12 protein-coding genes, 1 other RNA gene and 1 pseudogene are annotated in these 16,585 nt (G+C 53.0%); 9 read left to right on the forward strand and 5 right to left on the reverse strand.

Annotated elements, in window-relative coordinates; all coding sequences use genetic code 11:
• The first annotated feature begins 121 nt into the window (after positions 1-121).
• The 4 genes from ACSQ16_RS00990 to nusG all read left to right on the forward strand — a co-directional run bounded on the left by ACSQ16_RS00990 (position 122) and on the right by nusG (position 5,046).
• Positions 122-2,251: a YjbH domain-containing protein gene (locus ACSQ16_RS00990; protein WP_435988426.1), complete on the forward strand. Its 2,130-nt coding sequence runs from the start codon at positions 122-124 to the stop codon at positions 2,249-2,251.
• A complete protein-coding gene (locus ACSQ16_RS00995; RefSeq protein WP_435988427.1) occupies positions 2,248-2,862 on the forward strand; it encodes a YjbF family lipoprotein in 615 nt (204 codons plus the stop codon). The genes ACSQ16_RS00990 and ACSQ16_RS00995 overlap by 4 nt, the downstream gene beginning before the upstream one ends.
• Positions 2,863-2,951: 89 nt before the next feature.
• Positions 2,952-4,301 carry a polysaccharide biosynthesis/export family protein gene (locus tag ACSQ16_RS01000; protein WP_435988428.1) on the forward strand — a complete coding sequence of 450 codons (1,350 nt, stop codon included), beginning with the start codon at positions 2,952-2,954 and terminating at the stop codon, positions 4,299-4,301.
• Between the two features lie 223 nt (positions 4,302-4,524).
• Entirely contained in the window at positions 4,525-5,046 is a 522-nt protein-coding gene (gene nusG, locus ACSQ16_RS01005) for a transcription termination/antitermination protein NusG (protein WP_435988429.1), read from the forward strand.
• 24 nt (positions 5,047-5,070) lie between these two features.
• On the opposite strand, the gene ACSQ16_RS01010 is transcribed toward nusG, so the two are convergent.
• On the reverse strand, positions 5,071-6,369 hold the full coding sequence (locus tag ACSQ16_RS01010) for an MraY family glycosyltransferase (protein WP_435988430.1): 1,299 nt from the start codon (positions 6,367-6,369) through the stop codon (positions 5,071-5,073).
• A gap of 671 nt (positions 6,370-7,040) precedes the next feature.
• Here ACSQ16_RS01010 and ACSQ16_RS01015 point away from each other — a divergent pair.
• Positions 7,041-9,191: a GumC family protein gene (locus tag ACSQ16_RS01015; RefSeq protein ID WP_435988431.1), complete on the forward strand. Its 2,151-nt coding sequence runs from the start codon at positions 7,041-7,043 to the stop codon at positions 9,189-9,191.
• Positions 9,192-9,694: 503 nt separating this feature from the next.
• Here the strand turns inward: ACSQ16_RS01015 and ACSQ16_RS01020 are convergent.
• The 3 genes and pseudogenes from ACSQ16_RS01020 to ACSQ16_RS01030 all read right to left on the reverse strand — a co-directional run bounded on the left by ACSQ16_RS01020 (position 9,695) and on the right by ACSQ16_RS01030 (position 10,755).
• Positions 9,695-10,210 (reverse strand): annotated as a pseudogene (locus ACSQ16_RS01020) (IS6 family transposase).
• A gap of 36 nt (positions 10,211-10,246) precedes the next feature.
• A complete protein-coding gene (locus tag ACSQ16_RS01025; RefSeq protein WP_435988432.1) occupies positions 10,247-10,405 on the reverse strand; it encodes a hypothetical protein in 159 nt (52 codons plus the stop codon).
• Positions 10,406-10,452: 47 nt separating this feature from the next.
• Positions 10,453-10,755: a transposase gene (locus ACSQ16_RS01030; protein WP_435988433.1), complete on the reverse strand. Its 303-nt coding sequence runs from the start codon at positions 10,753-10,755 to the stop codon at positions 10,453-10,455.
• A gap of 104 nt (positions 10,756-10,859) precedes the next feature.
• On the opposite strand from ACSQ16_RS01030, the gene ssrA reads away from it, so the two are divergent.
• The 4 genes from ssrA to ACSQ16_RS01050 all read left to right on the forward strand — a co-directional run bounded on the left by ssrA (position 10,860) and on the right by ACSQ16_RS01050 (position 15,346).
• Positions 10,860-11,040: a transfer-messenger RNA gene (ssrA, locus tag ACSQ16_RS01035) on the forward strand.
• Between the two features lie 556 nt (positions 11,041-11,596).
• Entirely contained in the window at positions 11,597-12,799 is a 1,203-nt protein-coding gene (gene repA / locus ACSQ16_RS01040; protein ID WP_435988434.1) for a plasmid partitioning protein RepA, read from the forward strand.
• Positions 12,789-13,778: a plasmid partitioning protein RepB gene (repB, locus tag ACSQ16_RS01045; RefSeq protein WP_435988435.1), complete on the forward strand. Its 990-nt coding sequence runs from the start codon at positions 12,789-12,791 to the stop codon at positions 13,776-13,778. Before repA ends, repB begins: the two co-directional genes overlap by 11 nt.
• 257 nt (positions 13,779-14,035) lie before the next feature.
• Complete coding sequence (locus tag ACSQ16_RS01050; protein WP_435988436.1) at positions 14,036-15,346, forward strand: helix-turn-helix domain-containing protein; 1,311 nt, start codon at positions 14,036-14,038, stop codon at positions 15,344-15,346.
• A gap of 431 nt (positions 15,347-15,777) precedes the next feature.
• On the opposite strand, the gene ACSQ16_RS01055 is transcribed toward ACSQ16_RS01050, so the two are convergent.
• The gene (locus ACSQ16_RS01055; protein WP_435988437.1) at positions 15,778-16,494 is read right to left on the reverse strand and encodes a sunset domain-containing protein; all 717 of its coding nucleotides are present in this window, start codon (positions 16,492-16,494) and stop codon (positions 15,778-15,780) included.
• Between the last annotated feature and the right edge of the window lie 91 nt (positions 16,495-16,585).

Consider the following 16,585-nt stretch of genomic DNA (forward strand, 5'->3'; position numbering starts at 1 on the left):
ACTGCGACAGTTAGGCCACATCAAAATCTTGCGAACCGATGATTGGGCTCGAAATGGCGCGTACAGGTTGTACAGCTATGGGGCTGCCTTTATCAGATATGAGACAATAAGGGATATTTGAATGGATGGCATAGCGAAGCGAGGTTTGAAAAAACGGGCACCGCGCGCGTTGCTCGGCTTAAGCGCACTGCTGTTTCCTGTTGCGGCTGAAACACAGGGCTATTCATACTCCACATACGGCACACCCGGTCTGATCGACATGCCCACCGCACAGAGCGCGGAAGATGCCGAACTTGCAGCAACTGTAAGTAAGTTCGCGAATTCGACGCGTTCAACTCTCAGCTTTCAGATCACGCCGCGCCTTTCGGGCAGCTTTCGATACAGTATAATCGAGAATTATTTATCCGGAGGTGACCTTTTCGATCGATCCTTCGACCTGCGCTACCGGTTTCTAAACGAAACGGCCAGCCGCCCTGCTCTTGCTGTCGGATTGCAAGATTTTATCGGCACGGGCGTCTACTCTGGCGAATATATCGTTGCGACGAAAACCTTCTCGCCACGATTGACTTTTACAGGGGGTATCGGCTGGGGACGGCTGGCGAGCTACAATGGCTTTTCGAACCCCCTCGGCGTATTTGATGAGCGGTTTGAGACAAGACCCGAGCGCGAAGTTGGGCGTGGCGGCGAGATTGAGTCAGCCGGCTGGTTTCGGGGAGATGCCGCCTTCTTCGGCGGCGTTGCCTGGCAGGCCACCGACAAGCTGACCCTCAAGGCTGAATATTCCTCTGATGCCTATTCACGTGAGACGGGACCGGGCGGTTTTGAACGAGAAAGCCCATTTAACTTTGGTCTGGATTATAGAATCCAAGACAACATCCACCTGCAGGCCCATTATCTATATGGTTCCGAAATTGGATTTGCTTTGAATATGCGAACCAACCCGCGGCACCCTGCCGTCAATGGCGGCACCGGCATCGCTCCGCTACCGGTTCAGCGGCGCGCCCCAGGGACAACCGAAGATCTCGGCTGGACACAGGCCCAAGGGACTGAAGTTCGTTTGCGCGAACAAACAGCCGCCTTGCTTAATAGCGATGGGATGGCTTTGGAGGCGATGGAGGTCAGCGCGCGTAGCGCGACCATTCATATTCGCAACAATCGCTATCTCGGCAGGCCAGAAGCCCTCGGACGGAGCGCTCGGATTCTGACCCGAGTTCTGCCTGCCTCGATTGAAACATTCAAAATTGTCCCTGTCGAAAATGGCATTCCCCTTTCTGCCACAACGCTCAAGCGCTCTGATCTCGAAGACCTCGAACATGCGCCGGATGGCGCATGGCAAAGCTATGCGCGTGCGGAGATTTCTGACGCCGCGGGTAGCCTTGATGGTGCGACATATAACGACAGTCAGTTCAATCGCTTCACTTGGTCCTTGGGACCCTACGCGTCTCTAAGTTATTTCGACCCTGATCAACCGGTTCGCGTAGATGCAGGCCTGCGTCTTGAAGGCCGCTACAAAATTTCTCCCAGCTGGATTATCTCCGGCAGCGTCGAGCAGCGCCTGGCCGGCAACATTGGCGATGCAACCAGGCCGTCAGATTCCGTCATCCCCCGGGTCAGATCTGAAGGCTATATTTACGCACGCGAGGGTGATACAGCGCTCAAGCATCTCACGGTAGCACATTATTTTCGTCCCGCTAAAGATTACTACGCCCGTGTTACAGCAGGGTATCTCGAGTCTGAATTCGGTGGGGTTTCTGGCGAACTTCTATGGAAGCCTGTTGCGAGTCGTCTAGCCTTGGGTGCCGAAGTTAACTACGCGGTACAGCGCGACTTTGATCAGGGCTTTGGATTTCGGGACTATGACGTGACGACAGGTCATTTGTCGGCTTACTACGACTTTGGGAACGGCTACTTGGGACAGGTCGATGCGGGTCGTTACTTGGCCGGAGACATCGGTGCCACTTTTTCTTTGGACCGCACATTTGCAAACGGTTGGAGTGTTGGCGCTTACGCAACCTTTACGGATGTCTCGTTCGATGACTTCGGCGAAGGCTCCTTTGACAAGGGCCTTAGATTTACTGTTCCGCTTTCTCACTTCCTTGGTACAGCATCGGATAAGACCTATACCGCAGTCGTACAGCCCCTCACACGCGATGGCGGAGCCCGCCTAAAGGTTCAAGATCGTCTCTATGACAGTGTGCGCAGCTACCACGCGCCAGAAATGAAAGACAGCTGGGGAAGGTTTTGGAGATGAACAAGAAACTCTTCCTCATGTTGCTGCTGACGATTGGTGTCGCAAGTTGCGGCACCGAAAAGCCCGAGCAAGTGACATTTGCATCTGCGGTTCAGAGCCTCACAGGCCAAGCAACCAAAGCACAAACCTCACAAACGGTTGACAACATTCGCCGACAATTGACACCAGAAGTCCGGCAGCGCTTTGGCAACAATGCGCTGTTAATCGCGCGGCTAGAGAGTAGAGACCAAGCTTCAGTCTTAATACAATCCGGTGTAAACCGAGATGTAGAGACTTACGTCACTCCCGACGGGATCTCGCTTTCACTTAGAGACGGTGTCCTGGTTGGAACCCGCGGGCTTGGGTTTGATCTGATGAACACCGATGTCTCTGAGACAGCGATAAGCAACCGCGGGCGGGCGGTCCGAGTACATAGGTATCTTGATGGCGAGAGTAAGATCGTGATCAAAAGCTATATCTGCGACTATAGGGGAGTGGACCCTATCGTGGAATCCTGCAAGGGGAAGGATACACAGTTCCAGAACAGCTACAGGGTCTCGGCCTCTGAAATTGTCGCTTCTCGTCAGTGGATCGGGCCCGAAGTTGGGTATATCCAAATAGAACTGCCTTGATGGCACCTGCATACAATTACATTCTGGGTCGGGCCGCAGCTACCAGCGGAGACCACCCCCACCTTACAAACTCAATTAGGGTTCGCTTTATGCTCAAACGTCTTATGGCCATCGCCACAATGACACTTCTCACAAGTTGCGGCGTGGCATATGTATCTCCAAAGGTATCCGATGCAGGGAGCAAGGTCCGGATTGTCTCCCTAACATCTGAAACAGTTTTGGCCGCGAACCGATCGCAGTATAAGCCCAAAGAGCTTCCAGCGGTGTTTTTTCAAAACGCTGGCGGTTCAGGTGGGATGCGGGGCGCAGGTGCGACGCCTGATCCCGTATCAGACCTTCAAAACCGACCTGCTGAGCTTGCGCTGCGTGTTCCCAGTACCCCGCCACAGACAACATACGATATTGGTGTCGGCGACGTACTCCTCCTAGCAACCCAAGGCGGGACAAGTACCGTTGAAGAACTTAGTGGTTTGCTCGCCGCTCAAAACCGACGCCAAGGTTACACCGTCCAGGATGATGGCGCGATCGCTATCCCTGATGTTGGTCGTGTAAAAGTTGCAGGGCTCACTCTTGAGGAAGCAGAAGGCGCTCTATTCCAGAGACTTTTGGAAGCCCAGATCGACCCGTCATTCAGCTTGGAAATTGCTGAGTTTAATTCGAAACGAGTTTCGATCGGCGGTGCAGTAGGCAATCCAACGATCATCCCAATTGCCCTAACGCCACTAACTTTAGATCAAGCCATTGCTACGGCCGGCGGAATCCAAACACCCGATTTAGATTATGCATCTATCCGCCTTTACCGCGATGGGGACCTTTATCAAATACCACTAAGCGAGTACCTTCGCCGGGCCGATCTCCAGAAAACCCGTTTGGTGTCAGGCGACAGCGTATTTGTAGATACCGAATATCAATTGGACCGGGCGCAGGCCTATTTCGCTGAGCAGATCACGATCCGTCAATTCCGCCAGCAGGCCCGTGCCCAAGCCTTGGCAGAATTAACAGCTGTCGTGAACCTCAGACGCGCAAATCTTAATGAAAGCCGAGCAAACTTTGAAGCACAAATCGATAATGACGCCATTGATCGTGACTATGCCTATCTCACAGGAGAAGTGAAATCACCTGGGCGCTTCACGCTCCCGTTCGGGCGGACTGCTACACTGGCGGACGCACTTTATTCTGACGGCGGCTTTGATACAAAAACCGCGGACCCTTCGCAGATATATGTTCTACGGGGCTCAAATAACCCGAGCGAAGCTGGTTCGGTTACCGCATGGAACCTCAATGCGAAGAATGCCACAGACCTTATCTTGGCTACGCGCATGGAATTGCGGCCAAACGACGTGATATTTATCGCCGAACAGCCGGTCACACGCTGGAACCGCGTCATCTCGCAAATAACACCGTCCCTAATTACAAGTGTTGCCAATTCGGTCCAATAGGAACATGCGGACACATTCAGTCAATCTCGGAACAGAACAGCAGTTCCGCGATTGACTGGGCTATTCGTGGACTTGTACATGGCCATCCTGCGGAAGATTGCCGAAAGCACGTTGCAGCCTTTAATATTCCGAAAGCGCGAGATATTCCAACTTGAGGCTTCACGGCCTACTCGCCGCTAGTGGCGCAGTAGCGCCGATATCTATTTGATAAGAAAGGGACGAAATGTCTATTGCCGCTGGGAAAGGGTGGTTTGTGGCACAACTTCGCCCACATGGCCTGGCGCAGGCTCGTAAGCACCTAAAACGACAAGGATTCGAAACTTTCTCTCCAGAGTTGCTTGGTAGCCAAAAGCGGCGAGGCAAGTTACTTCAAACGCGCAAACCGTTGTTTCCAGGGTATATCTTCATCCACTTTGATCCGAGCCTTGGTGGGTGGACAGCTATCAATAGTACACGGGGAATTTCTCGTCTCATTACAACGGATCCGCGTCGCCCGCCCTACCCCCTCCCGGAAAAGTTGATGGCAGAGCTGACAGCGCGGTGCGATCCTAGCGAGCTTATACTCCCTGCTGACGACCTAGCGATAGGCGATCGCATTCGCATCCTGTCAGGACCGTTCGCGGATTTGATCACAAAAATCGTTTCTCTCCCGGATACGACAAGGATTGGGGTACTTATCGAACTAATGGGCCGGGAAGTACGAACCACCCTGCCCCGTTCACAAATCGATACTGCGCCGAGCTAGACACTCCCAAAACGAACCCCACATTCAAGCCGCCTCGAGAAAATACCTGAACGCTTCAGTATCAGACTTGAATTGCCCAGCATAGGTGACATCGCCCGTGCCGGAAGCCAACACATTCAAATTCCACAGTCCTTTACTATGCTCTCGAAAGATCTGCACCTCTAGCGCTGTCTCATTCTGCACATATGTACCCGAAAGAGGCGAAGTTAACTTTTTCTTTCCCCTGCGGCGTAAAGGGACCGCTAGAAGGGAACCCATTCCCGAGATTCGCCGAGCAGCGAAGAGTTTTGCAGTGAACACATAGGTTGCCATAAAAAGGAATATAAAGACAGCAAGCGCAAAGGCGGCAATCTCTGCCTGATCCCATAGCGCGACTCCAGTGAAAATTGGAAACGCGATTAATGGCAATAAAAGAATGCTTGCAATTGGGTTATCAAAACGCCCCCGCCGCCGTCTAACCATTCGCAACGTTCGAACCGCAAGGTGATGGAAATGCAAACGATCGGGTAGCCCTGTTGGGCGCTTGGTCACGCGGCGGCGAATTATTGAAAAAAGTGTGTCGCATACCGGCCAGAAAAGCAAAAGCAAAACAGCCAAACCAGCCACATCTGGGTTCCGTGCCACCAAGACAATACTGATCCAAGCGAGAATGTGCCCGATACCGTAGGCTCCTGCATCACCAAGAAATATTAATCCAAAGGGCCAGTTCAGCACGAAAAATCCTAAGATGGCTGCAAGCAACAGCCCCGCCAAAATCTGGACGTCAGTGTCTCCAGTATGGCCGGCTATGACAAAAAATCCGGCAGACGCACAAACACAATATAATGATGACAATCCATTTAGGCCGTCGATTAGGTTCAAAGCATGGCATGTCCCGGCCGACCAGAGAAGTGTAATCAGAACCGCGGGGAAAACCCATTTAGACAGTGAACCCTCGAACAGCCCCAAATCTGGCACAATATGCCCAGTCAGGACGATAGCCGCACCCGCCGAGAAAAATGCGGCGATAAACCGCTTGCGAGGGCTGACATTGCGGAAAATATCTTCATGTAACCCTGCCCAGAAGACAAAAACCCCTGCGGCTAGAGCAAGTAGCAGATCATTTTCGAGTTCAGGTCTGTAGTAGAGGCAGCCTAAACCCAGAGCGATGATTACGCCTACACCTCCCACTCTTGGCGTAGGCCGCGTGTGTTGCGCTTGGGGTGCGTTTACGTCGCGCAGCATATGCTCACTGCTCATAACCAACGTAGGCCGGAATATAAACAGCGACCCCACTAATAGGCTGGTAACAAACACAGAAAAAAATACAATAAAATCAGTCATCACAGGCCAACCTTCTTCAAAGAGCCGCGCCCCCTGGGCGCCGCAATATCAAAATTTAACAAACTTTAGGGCCTTCAAGGCGCATAAACGGCTGCTTGTTCTAGCGGGCTTAGAAACCAGAAACGAGGCAGGAATCAAGGCAGAACTCAAATCGGACCGGAGATACCCACGGAATAACAATACAACCTCTCCCTGACATCGGACAAACACTTTTGGCGTGACGACAAAAAGGCGGCACCTTGTCGATGAGCTAGAATTTTTGGGGATCGGCGCCAGGTAGGAACAGGGCTGTGGGCAGGTGATTGGATCCTACTTGGATTTACAGTTTTGGCCATCACCAATCTCGGCGCCTTAAAATCAATCATCTAGAAATTACATGATTACAGATAGTTATTCGTAGTTACTCTTGCCATCACTGGAGGTAAAGATGGCTTTCTCAAGATGACTGCGGCCCCGAATCCCAAGGCCTCATAGTCGTAAAGCCTCCAAACTGGATCACCTTTAGGGAGCCTTTTCCAATTTAGACAAAAGAGTGCCTACTTTTATCGCATTTCCCGATCAAAGGTCATGCGCCCCCTGATATGAACGTGATAGCTGTTGGAGGCCCAAACTGAAAACAAACTGTCTCTGGACTGGTGTTGACGTTCATATCGGTGTAGGAGGCCGCCTTATTGGCGTGGTCACTGGCAGAACATAATATGAAGCAGTCTCAAAGACTTTCTCAAGATTCCCTCTCAGAGCAGGGAGATAGTGATGAAATTGATCTTGCCAGCCTTTTCCAGACTCTCTGGCGCGGCAAACTATGGATCCTTTTATGTGGGGCATCTGCGCTGCTGATCGGCGGGTTTTACGCCTATGGTATAGCCGTACCAGTCTACACCACAAAAACTGCGGTTGCCCTTGAAAGCAGGCAAGAGCAGGTCATGGATATCGAAAGTGTTGTCACGGGCCTTGGCGGCGATCAATCCACAATCAACACAGAGGTTGAAGTCATTCGTTCACGCGGATTGATTGAGGATCTTGTATTGGATATGGACCTTTTGGAAGATCCTGAGTTTAATAGTAAACTCCGTCCGCCGGCGCGGTTTTCATTGGGGCAGGTAGCGACGACTGTGCGCAACTTAGTCGGCGCTCCAGCAGCTTTGAAGCCGACTTCGGAGCGTGCGGTTTTGGATCAAACGATAAATTCTGTGCTCAACTCGATTTCAGTCTCGAACTTACGTCAGAGCTTTGTTTTTGAGATTACCGCGACCTCACAGGAACCTGCCAAATCGGCGGCAATTTCAAACCGCCTTGCAGAGCTCTACATTGAGAGCCAAATTTCGGTAAAATTTGAGAAAACCGAAGCGGCCACAGTCTGGCTCAGCGAACGAGTAACTGGACTTCAAGCTGAACTTGAATCCGCGCAAGCCGAGTTGGAGAGTTTTTCGACGAATACAGAACTGGTCAACGCCGAAACTCTGGCCGCGCTAAATCGCCAAGTCAAAGACCTGCGCGACCGTAGAGCCGCCCTTGCCGCTCAAGCATCAACTTCAATGGCCCGGCTAGAATCTTTACGTAGCGCACGCTCCGAAGGACCTGAAGCGTTCGCACAGGCTACAGATGATACTTTGCTTGACCAAGCCTTTCAGCGTCGACAACAAGAACAATCTGGAGGTCAACGTGGTTTCGAAGCCAGAGCAGATGCCTTGATTGCCCGAGCCGAGCTTGATGCCACCCGCGCTCGTTCACAGCTCAGCGCGATCGAGACCACCATCGCAGAAGTTTCGACACGGATCGACACTCAGTCAAAAGAGTTGGTGACGGTAGAACAACTTCAGCGAGAGGTGGAAGCAAGTCGGCTTCTTTACGAGGCATTTCTCAGTCGACTTAAAGAAACCAGCATCCAACAGGGGATACAGCAAGCAGATAGCCGTATCCTCAGTCGCGCAGTAGTGCCTTCAAGTCCCTCCGCGCCTCGAAAGTCGCGAGTGCTCGCCTTAAGCCTCATTCTAGGCCTCATGGCCGGGGCAGGAATAGTGCTGCTGCGTGAAATGTCCCAGAACACATTTCGTACGCCTGAAGCTTTGGAAGCAAAAACCGGATACTCGGTTATCGGTCAGATTCCCAAAGTTCCATCCAAACGAAGGAGCGATATTCTGAAGTACCTGGTCGAGAAGCCCAATTCCGCCGCTGCGGAGGCGATCAGGAACTTACGAACCTCCATACTACTAGCGAATTTGGACACGCCGCCCAAAGTAATCATGTCCACTTCATCACTACCCGGCGAGGGCAAAACCACGCATTCGATATCCCTAGCGCAGAACTTTGCGGGGCTAGGCGCGAAGGTGCTTTTGATTGAAGGTGACCTTAGGCGTCGGGTGCTAGACGAGTATTTCAAGCATGACCAACCAAAGGGCTTCCTCTCTGTGATGGCAGGGGAGATCGCGCTCGAAGATGCGACAATGTATGACGAGTCTCTCAAGGCAGACATTTTGTATGGGGAAAAATCGCCTGTGAATGCAGCTGATCTATTCTCCTCCAAGACGTTCAGCGATTTCATCAAAGAATTGCGAAAGCACTACGACTACGTTATCATCGACACCCCCCCCGTTCTCGCAGTGCCCGATGCACGTGTACTCGGCCAATTGGTAGATGCCATAATCTACACTGTGAAATGGGATAGCACCTCACACCGTCAGGTATTGGACGGGTTGAGGTCACTGGAGAATGTCAACCTTAGACCAAGCGGTTTGGTATTAAGTCAAATCGACCATACTAAGTTGAAACGATACGGCTATGGCAATAGCTACAGTGATTACTCAGGTTACTACACTAATTGAGTTTACCCCTTGAAGCATAGCCTCTTTGCTTGTTAGGGTTCCAAAAAGAAGATGCTTTTCCCCTGCCCTACGTTCTAGGGCCACCTATCGGAGATTTTGTTATGAAAACTTTGCTTGCTGCCTTTGCAGTGTCATTTGCCATTCCCCTCAGTGCTATGGCTCAAGGTGATGTTCAAACTGTAACTTGTACCGTCGCTGATATCCAATCAGGTGCGGGTGTTTGTAGCCAGGTTGAAATGCCGCAGCCGCCTGCAGACGTAACTGTTCGAGTTCGCCGGGTTTCAACCACCACGACGACCACAAATACATTGGGTGGGCTTGGAGCGCCCGGTATAGGTCTTATTGCATTGGGGGTAATCGGAGTCGCTGCCGCTGCCAGCGGTGGTGGTAGCTCGAACGGGACGAACTAACTTTTTTAGCGCCTCACTAGAAAGCTTTCTAGTGAGGCGCTATGCGCTCAATCGTTAAACTGGCAAGGTGTCTACCTTCTATTTGGCTTTGTGCTAATCTAGTGAATAGCACCTTTTGTGATCTGGCCCAAGCCGGTCTTTGATCTCGGCGATCACCTTGGCGTAGCTGTGCGCCTTGTCAGTGACGGTTGTCAGGGGCTGATACAGGCGAACGGTCTCTCGGGCTTGCCGCAGAAACGCCCTTGCAGCCTTGGCATTTCGCCGCGCCGTCAGCCGAAAATCGATCAACTGGCTGAGCTGATCGACGGCGCGCCATAGATAACACCAGCGTCCACCGACGCGGATGTAGGTCTCATCGACATGCCACTGCAGCCCGCGCCAGGAACGATGGCCACCATAGGCCCGTTTGCGGATCTCGGGGCCTAACTTCCTGACCCAGCGGTGGATCGTGGAGGCATCGACCGTCACCCCGTGCTCGGCCAGAAAATTGCGGACGTCGCGGCACGACAGCAGTTAGCGACAGTACCAGCGCACCGCTAGAAGGATGATCTCCCGAGGAAAACGATGCCGCTTGAACGGATTCTTGCGCTGTGCCACCGGCCCCCCCATCATCACCAACCCAAGGAAATTGCGGTGGTCGGGCAGTTAATGCAACGGACCCTCCCGACGCAGGTAGGCTACAATCTGTCGTGACCCGAAGAACGGATACTTTGTGAACACCCGGTCGATCTCTTTCATCATCGACAGCGTGTCCCCGTCGATGCCATCTAGCGTGTAGTAGAACGCCGACCGCGATAGCCGCACCAGTTTTTACTGCTGGCTGATGCTCAGTTCAGGGTGATCCCGTTTGATCATCGCGCGTTTCTTCTCAGGGCTCGCCGCTTCAGCCCTTCGGACAAAAATTCGTTTTCGACAGCCAACCTCCCGATCTTGACATGCAGTTCCTTGACCTCCGCCTCTGTCTGATCCTCCGGCTTGCCCCCGCGTGAAAACACATCCGCCATGCCCTCGACTGCCTGACGTTTCCACGTGCTGACCTGGTTGGGATGTACTTGGTGCTTCGCTGCGATCTCTTGGATCGTCCTGTCGCCTCTCAGTGCTTCCAACGCCACCTTGGCCTTAAACTGACCTGTAAACTTCCGGCGCTTCGCCATTTCCGTATCCCTTGAGAGGTTTGGGATACACCTTAGATGACTGTCCATTTTTCTGGGACCACTTCACTATGAAGGGGGGCTCCGATGGAAAGCCCACTGCTGGGCCACTTCAGCTTGTAGGTCTCCCCCCTTAAGGCTTTCGGTTCACAACGCACAACTGCAAACGCAAACCGTGCTTCGGCAATGGCCCTGGCTGCTTAAGCAGTCCTGGTCGCCTACCTGAAGCCCTCTCGCCTTGCCGCGTGAGCCGGAGTTCTCAGGCACCTGGCAACAGAAGCCTGCACATTTGCTGCATATCTGGCACGTTAGTTATCCGTGATGTTGTACAACATCGACGCACAAGTCGCCCTATCCCCCGGCACGGCTCCATGCAGGCAGATAGATTCGGACAAAATCGATCCCAGTAACGCTTTTTACCGATTACCCGGTTACAACTGTCCCTGAATCCCACTTTCAGACGGTATGGAAGCTCTGCTTCAAGAACCGCTTTATGCCAATTTGCGCTTCGATCGCCGCACCAGACAAACGAACGCCCCACAATACGGATCAGCCAACTCGAGCAAGAATGAAGTGTCTGTAGAGAAGGCGGCTTAGTGATTTTATCTTACATTTCAAAGCACTTGCACCCGTTCTTAGTGCGTTACATTAACTTCCTGTGCTAGCACTCATTGTCTATGTCTCCGGATTTTCAAGCACAAAATCCGTAATTCTTCTTGAGATTCAGGTCTGCCCGGGCCATAGCTTGTAACAGGATAAACACAAAACGATCGCAAAAGCCGTTTCTTGCCCACTAAACACTCGAGAAACGCCAATTGAAGGTCGAGGTTACAGGCAGACAAGAATGATAAACGTACTTCATGATAAGCTACGCGCAGACTCCGGAAGGCTATCGCAAGCGCTCGACAATATGTCGAAGCTCTTTCTTGCTCCTAAAGAAGAGAAGAGCCTCAGGGCCTTCTCGGCAGCGGAGGTTGCAGAACTGCTTCGGGTTAGCGGAGGCTACCTGCGCAAATCGCATTTCGAAGGCAAAATTCCTGAAGTTGTCCAGAGTACCGGAAACAAGCGCTCCTACACTGCTGAAGACGTTATGAATATCCGAAAGATCCTCGATAAGAACGCCAAAGATCCCCATCATTTTCTGCCGGGACGCAAGCCAGGTGATAAGCTACAAGTCTGGTCGACCGTCAATTTTAAAGGGGGCAGTTCGAAAACGACCTCATCGATTCATCTTGCATTTCGACTTGCGGCTCGTGGATATCGCGTTCTCTGCATAGATGCTGATCCCCAGGCCTCCCTGACAACCTTTTTCGGATATCAGCCTGAATTGGACTTCAAGGACGGCGGAACGCTCTATGACGCGCTGCGCTACACAGACGGAGATACGATCCGCGTGCCCATCACGGATGTGCTGCGCAAAACCTATGTGCCGAACCTCGACCTCGTACCGGGCGGAATCATGCTATCTGAGTTCGAGACCGAAACGCCAATGGCGCTCAGCCGCGGCGAACAGCCTGTTTTCTTCAATAGGCTGGGAGATAGCTTCCGTCAGGTCGAAGATGACTACGATATCGTGATCATCGATTGCCCGCCACAGCTGGGCTATCTGACTATGGCGGCCGTATGTGCGTCCACATCTCTACTGATGACCGTAATCCCTGAACGGGTCGATCTTGCCTCTGCAAGCCAGTTTCTCAACATGGCCTCAGGTGTGCTTGAGGTCGTTCATGGTAACGGTGGGGTCGCAAATTACGATAATTTCGCCTATCTGTTGACCCGCTATGACACCGGGATCAGTACGCAGGTCGATCTTGCTGATTGGATCCGGCAACTGCTGGGCGATAGCGTGATCCCTACCCCTTTCGTGAAGTCCTCCGCAATCAGTGAAGCGGGGCTTTCGCAAAAGACGATCTTCGAGGTGGATTTGGCTGGCGCCAAGAACCGCAAGACCTATAACCGCGCGCTTGAAAGCGTCATCGGCTTCTCAAACGACGTCGAGAAGATGATACAGGCCGCTTGGGGAAGGAATGTATCAGATGAGACGTGATCTGCTCGCTAAAAGCCTTAGTCAACTTAATGAGGCGCCTTCTCCACCCGAAGCTCTCGCGCAGCCCCCCTCCCCTATCGTGGAGGGGGAGACTAAAACGCCAAGCGGACCCAGGTCCTTACAAGCCATGTCCAATGTATTGAGCCAGGTCTCTTCCCAAGCCGCTCAAATGGTGGATACACGTGAGATCGCGGATTCCGCGCTGCAGGACCGTTTTGATACGAGCAATGGGCTCGACGAGCTGATTGCATCGATCCGGGCTTCCGGACAGGAGATCCCGGTTCTGCTACGTTATAGGCGCGGCGCCGGTCTGCGGTATGAAGTGGTCTATGGGCGTCGTCGCATCGCGGCTTGCCGTGAACTTGGCATCCCGGTGCGCGCGCTGATCCGTGAAATGGAAGAGCGCGATGCCCTCATGTCGCTCGCACGTGAGAACTCCGCGCGCCTTCAGCGGAGCTTCATCGAACAGGCGGTTTTCGCAGCGCATCTGGAAGAGTACGGCTTTAATAAAGATGAGATTTGTGGGCTCTTGGCGGTCGATAAAACGACATTGAGCCGGCTCGCTACCGTGGCTCGTGATGTGCCAATTGAGGTCATCGAACGGATTGGCTCTGGCCATGAAATTGGCCGTCGGCCATGGATGGATCTTCGCAAGGCTCTCAAAGAAGCTTATGTCCTTGATACCACTAAGCTGCTTGCGATGATCCCTGACGAAGAGGATCCCCTCAAAGCTCTGCAGGGCCTCATTGATGCCCTTCGAACAGCCACCTTGAGCGAAGAGACGCAGCAACAAAAAGCCGCCCCGGTGAGGCGCTCAGAACCGTTGACCGTGGGCGATAAGCCGGTTCGCTTCATCAAGAAGCGCGGGAAAATCACCATCGAGACAACGGAGGAATATGCAACTGATTTCATCGAGTATCTTGAGGACCAGCTTCCTCAAATATTTGACAGCTGGTCAAGCGGTTTGACCCGCAGCTAAAAAGGTTAAGTCATTGAATTTAATGAATTGACCATGGTCAATTCATCGCACCGAACGACAATAAGAGCCATAATGGCCACGTAACAACCATAGAGAAGAGCAAAGAGAAAGGAGGCAGACGCAGCGCAAAAAGAAACCCCCCGAAACCGAAGTCTCGAAGGGTCCCATAAGATTTAAGCACCTCATGGATACCTTGCTAGAGAATCGTTTGCAACATCGTTTTCGGTGAATGGTATCTCTTTGCCGTCTGAAAATTCATGATACAGGCTACAACCACGGTAATTCATGCCAGGGAGCGGAGGAGCTATGCCCCTACCCGCCCTGGACCAACACCCCAAGTAACCCGGCGCGACCTCATGACCGCGGTCAAAAGCAGTTCACCTAGCTATGGAATGACGCCAAGTACAATCCTTGTTCTTGAGACGCTTTTGAGCTTCCTCCCCTGTCGGGATCGCGAAACGGGCAAAGAGGCCCCGCTTAGCTCCGACGATCTTCTCGTGGTTTATCCTTCGAATAAAGCCGTCTGTGAACGCGCCAACCGGATGAATGATAGAGTGCTTCGGCGCCACATCGCGAAACTCTGCGATATCGGCTTCATCACGCGCAAAGACAGTGCCACCGGAAAGCGTTTCCCGCTCCGGGTCGGCGGGGTAGTGCGTGACGCCTTCGGCTTCGATCTGTCCCCCCTCCTCCACATCTACCCCGTGCTGGTGGCCGAGGCGGCAAGGCTCGATCTTGAGGCAGAAGAGCTTCGCTCGATGCGCTCCGTGGCGCTTGCAATTCGGGCTGATCTTCTACGCGCACCTGGGCAATTGACCGCGGCCCAGGCCGGCTTTCTCGCTGAGGTGAAGAAAATCTTGCGCCGGACCTCATTGAAGACTGAGGAGGTTTCGTCTCTAATCTGCGAAATGCGCGCGCTGAAACCTGCCGCTCAAACACCTCTCTCTGCGGCGGAAGAAGACATCCATATTGTTCAAGCCCATCACAGCGCTCCCTGCCCTGCCCCGGCCGTCGCCGATCAGCTGCGGAACGTTGAGCTCAATGAAATCACCCTTCAGGGAATTGACCGCGGCCAAAGGGGTGCCGGTGATGAGCTTGAGCATAACATTGAAGCGGCCCGATCAGGCACTTCGCCCCGCCGAAAGGTCGGTGTTCAGCGCGATGCCTGCCCGCAAAGCGGGTTTGCGGACACGCCGAAAGAGTCCGGCAGGAACGGTCAGGTTGTCCGCCAAGTAGAGTCCGTAAAAATAGATCCTACTAAGAAAGCACCCGATGAATATGCGCGGCTTGTCGAAGCATGGGAGCGCTGCCCCAATATCGCCAGCCTCTATCCAGACGCTGTCCAATCACCGTCCCGTCTGCGGGAAGCCGTTTTTCTTTTTGGATCTTTTTTGAGTTTGAAGAGTGAAGCCCTGGCGAAAGGTGTCGCTTCAATCGGATGGCCGAACATGCTTAGAGCGTTGGAATATCTGGCTGAGAACTCGATACGCATCAAATCACCGCCCGCCTATTTCACCTCGATGATCGAAGGCTTCATCGCGGGCAAACCGGTCGCAGGCATGCGATGAGCCTGACATGTTTCTGGGCTTGAACAAAATTGACCGCGGTCAATTACATATAAAACAAGCCGATGATGCCTGCAGATGTTGCCTCCCGCTTGAACTTGACCGCAGTCAATCTGGATCAATTGGTCATCTCGAAATCATCGGTTTAAGCTGAGAGCGCTTCAAAAGTCTCAGATACGTCCGGAGCTTCAGCCGCCATGTCGCGCGTGACCGGACGCACCGGTTTACCGGGAATAAGCTTGCCGGCGGTATTAATCGTGATCTACCCATCGGGTTCCCACGAATGTTGCGGCCTTCGAGCCGAAATGAATTTTCTTACCTGAACAGATACATTAGACATTCCGCATCCTTCTGCGTTGCACTGATTATTGCTATCTGACTTGCGCGAAAAACCTCAGCCCGGGAAGAAACAGATATTCTCCAAATCGAGCGCTTCAGCAATTCTTCGCCCTGCGGAACCCGGCTTGGCTCACAGCCGCCTCATCGTTGAAGCCAACGCGGTTCTTTAAAGCGGTTTTCGAATAGTCAGGACACTCTGGGAGATGGTAGATTTTCGAGTTCCTGTTTCCGATTACTGGAGGCTCCGTTTTAGGAGCTTCAACCAGATCGGTGGAAAGGAACGCCGCGTAGTCGAATTGACCGCGGTCAATTTTCGATGCTGGGTAGATGATTGGCTCCGCATCCGGGCTCAGCCACATCCAAAACGGGATATGATCCGAGACTCGATCGCGCGCCTCAGCATGGGTGATGCCCAGAACCTTGTGTGGAAATTCCAATTTACCGCTGGCATGGATGGGCAGGCTCACGCCACGCGGCGCCCTGATGCTATCGTAGAGGTTTGCGAAGTGGCCGTCCTTGGTGCTCAGCGTAGTGCCTCCATCCGTGATCAACGGCGCGGCGGTCTGACCGACCGGGCCCCAGGCCGGGTTTGTCGGAGGCAGGTTGAAGTCTCCCGCCAAGAATACCGGTGAGCCCTCAAAACTGTCATTGAGCCAGTCGAGATATGAGCGCAGCGCATGCGCTTCCTTTTCCCGCTCCGCAACGGATTTGCCGTAGGTGGGATGTACCGCGGCGAAGACGAATTGAAACCCATCATTGGTTTCAAAGCGGGCTGAGAAGGGCTCTCGCGCAAAGACATCGCGATCATCCACATAAACCACAGCGCCCTTGACCCAGGTGATTTTATCCCTGCAGTAATGGAAGGCCTAGAACCCTTTGTAGGATCCGCGCCGACAGCATGCG

This window comes from Sulfitobacter sp. SH24, assembly GCF_965641895.1.
Classification (GTDB): Bacteria; Pseudomonadota; Alphaproteobacteria; order Rhodobacterales; family Rhodobacteraceae; genus Sulfitobacter; species Sulfitobacter dubius.

Excerpts from the sequence above, each read along its gene's own strand:
- ACSQ16_RS01000 (WP_435988428.1), top strand. The coding sequence starts at position 2,952 with ATGCTCAAACGTCTTATGGCCATCGCCACAATGACACTTCTCACAAGT.
- ACSQ16_RS01050 (WP_435988436.1), top strand. The coding sequence starts at position 14,036 with ATGATACAGGCTACAACCACGGTAATTCATGCCAGGGAGCGGAGGAGC.
- repB (WP_435988435.1), top strand. The coding sequence starts at position 12,789 with ATGAGACGTGATCTGCTCGCTAAAAGCCTTAGTCAACTTAATGAGGCG.
- ACSQ16_RS00990 (WP_435988426.1), top strand. The coding sequence starts at position 122 with ATGGATGGCATAGCGAAGCGAGGTTTGAAAAAACGGGCACCGCGCGCG.
- ACSQ16_RS01030 (WP_435988433.1), bottom strand. The coding sequence starts at position 10,755 with ATGGCGAAGCGCCGGAAGTTTACAGGTCAGTTTAAGGCCAAGGTGGCG.
- ACSQ16_RS00995 (WP_435988427.1), top strand. The coding sequence starts at position 2,248 with ATGAACAAGAAACTCTTCCTCATGTTGCTGCTGACGATTGGTGTCGCA.
- ACSQ16_RS01010 (WP_435988430.1), bottom strand. The coding sequence starts at position 6,369 with ATGACTGATTTTATTGTATTTTTTTCTGTGTTTGTTACCAGCCTATTA.
- nusG (WP_435988429.1), top strand. The coding sequence starts at position 4,525 with ATGTCTATTGCCGCTGGGAAAGGGTGGTTTGTGGCACAACTTCGCCCA.
- repA (WP_435988434.1), top strand. The coding sequence starts at position 11,597 with ATGATAAACGTACTTCATGATAAGCTACGCGCAGACTCCGGAAGGCTA.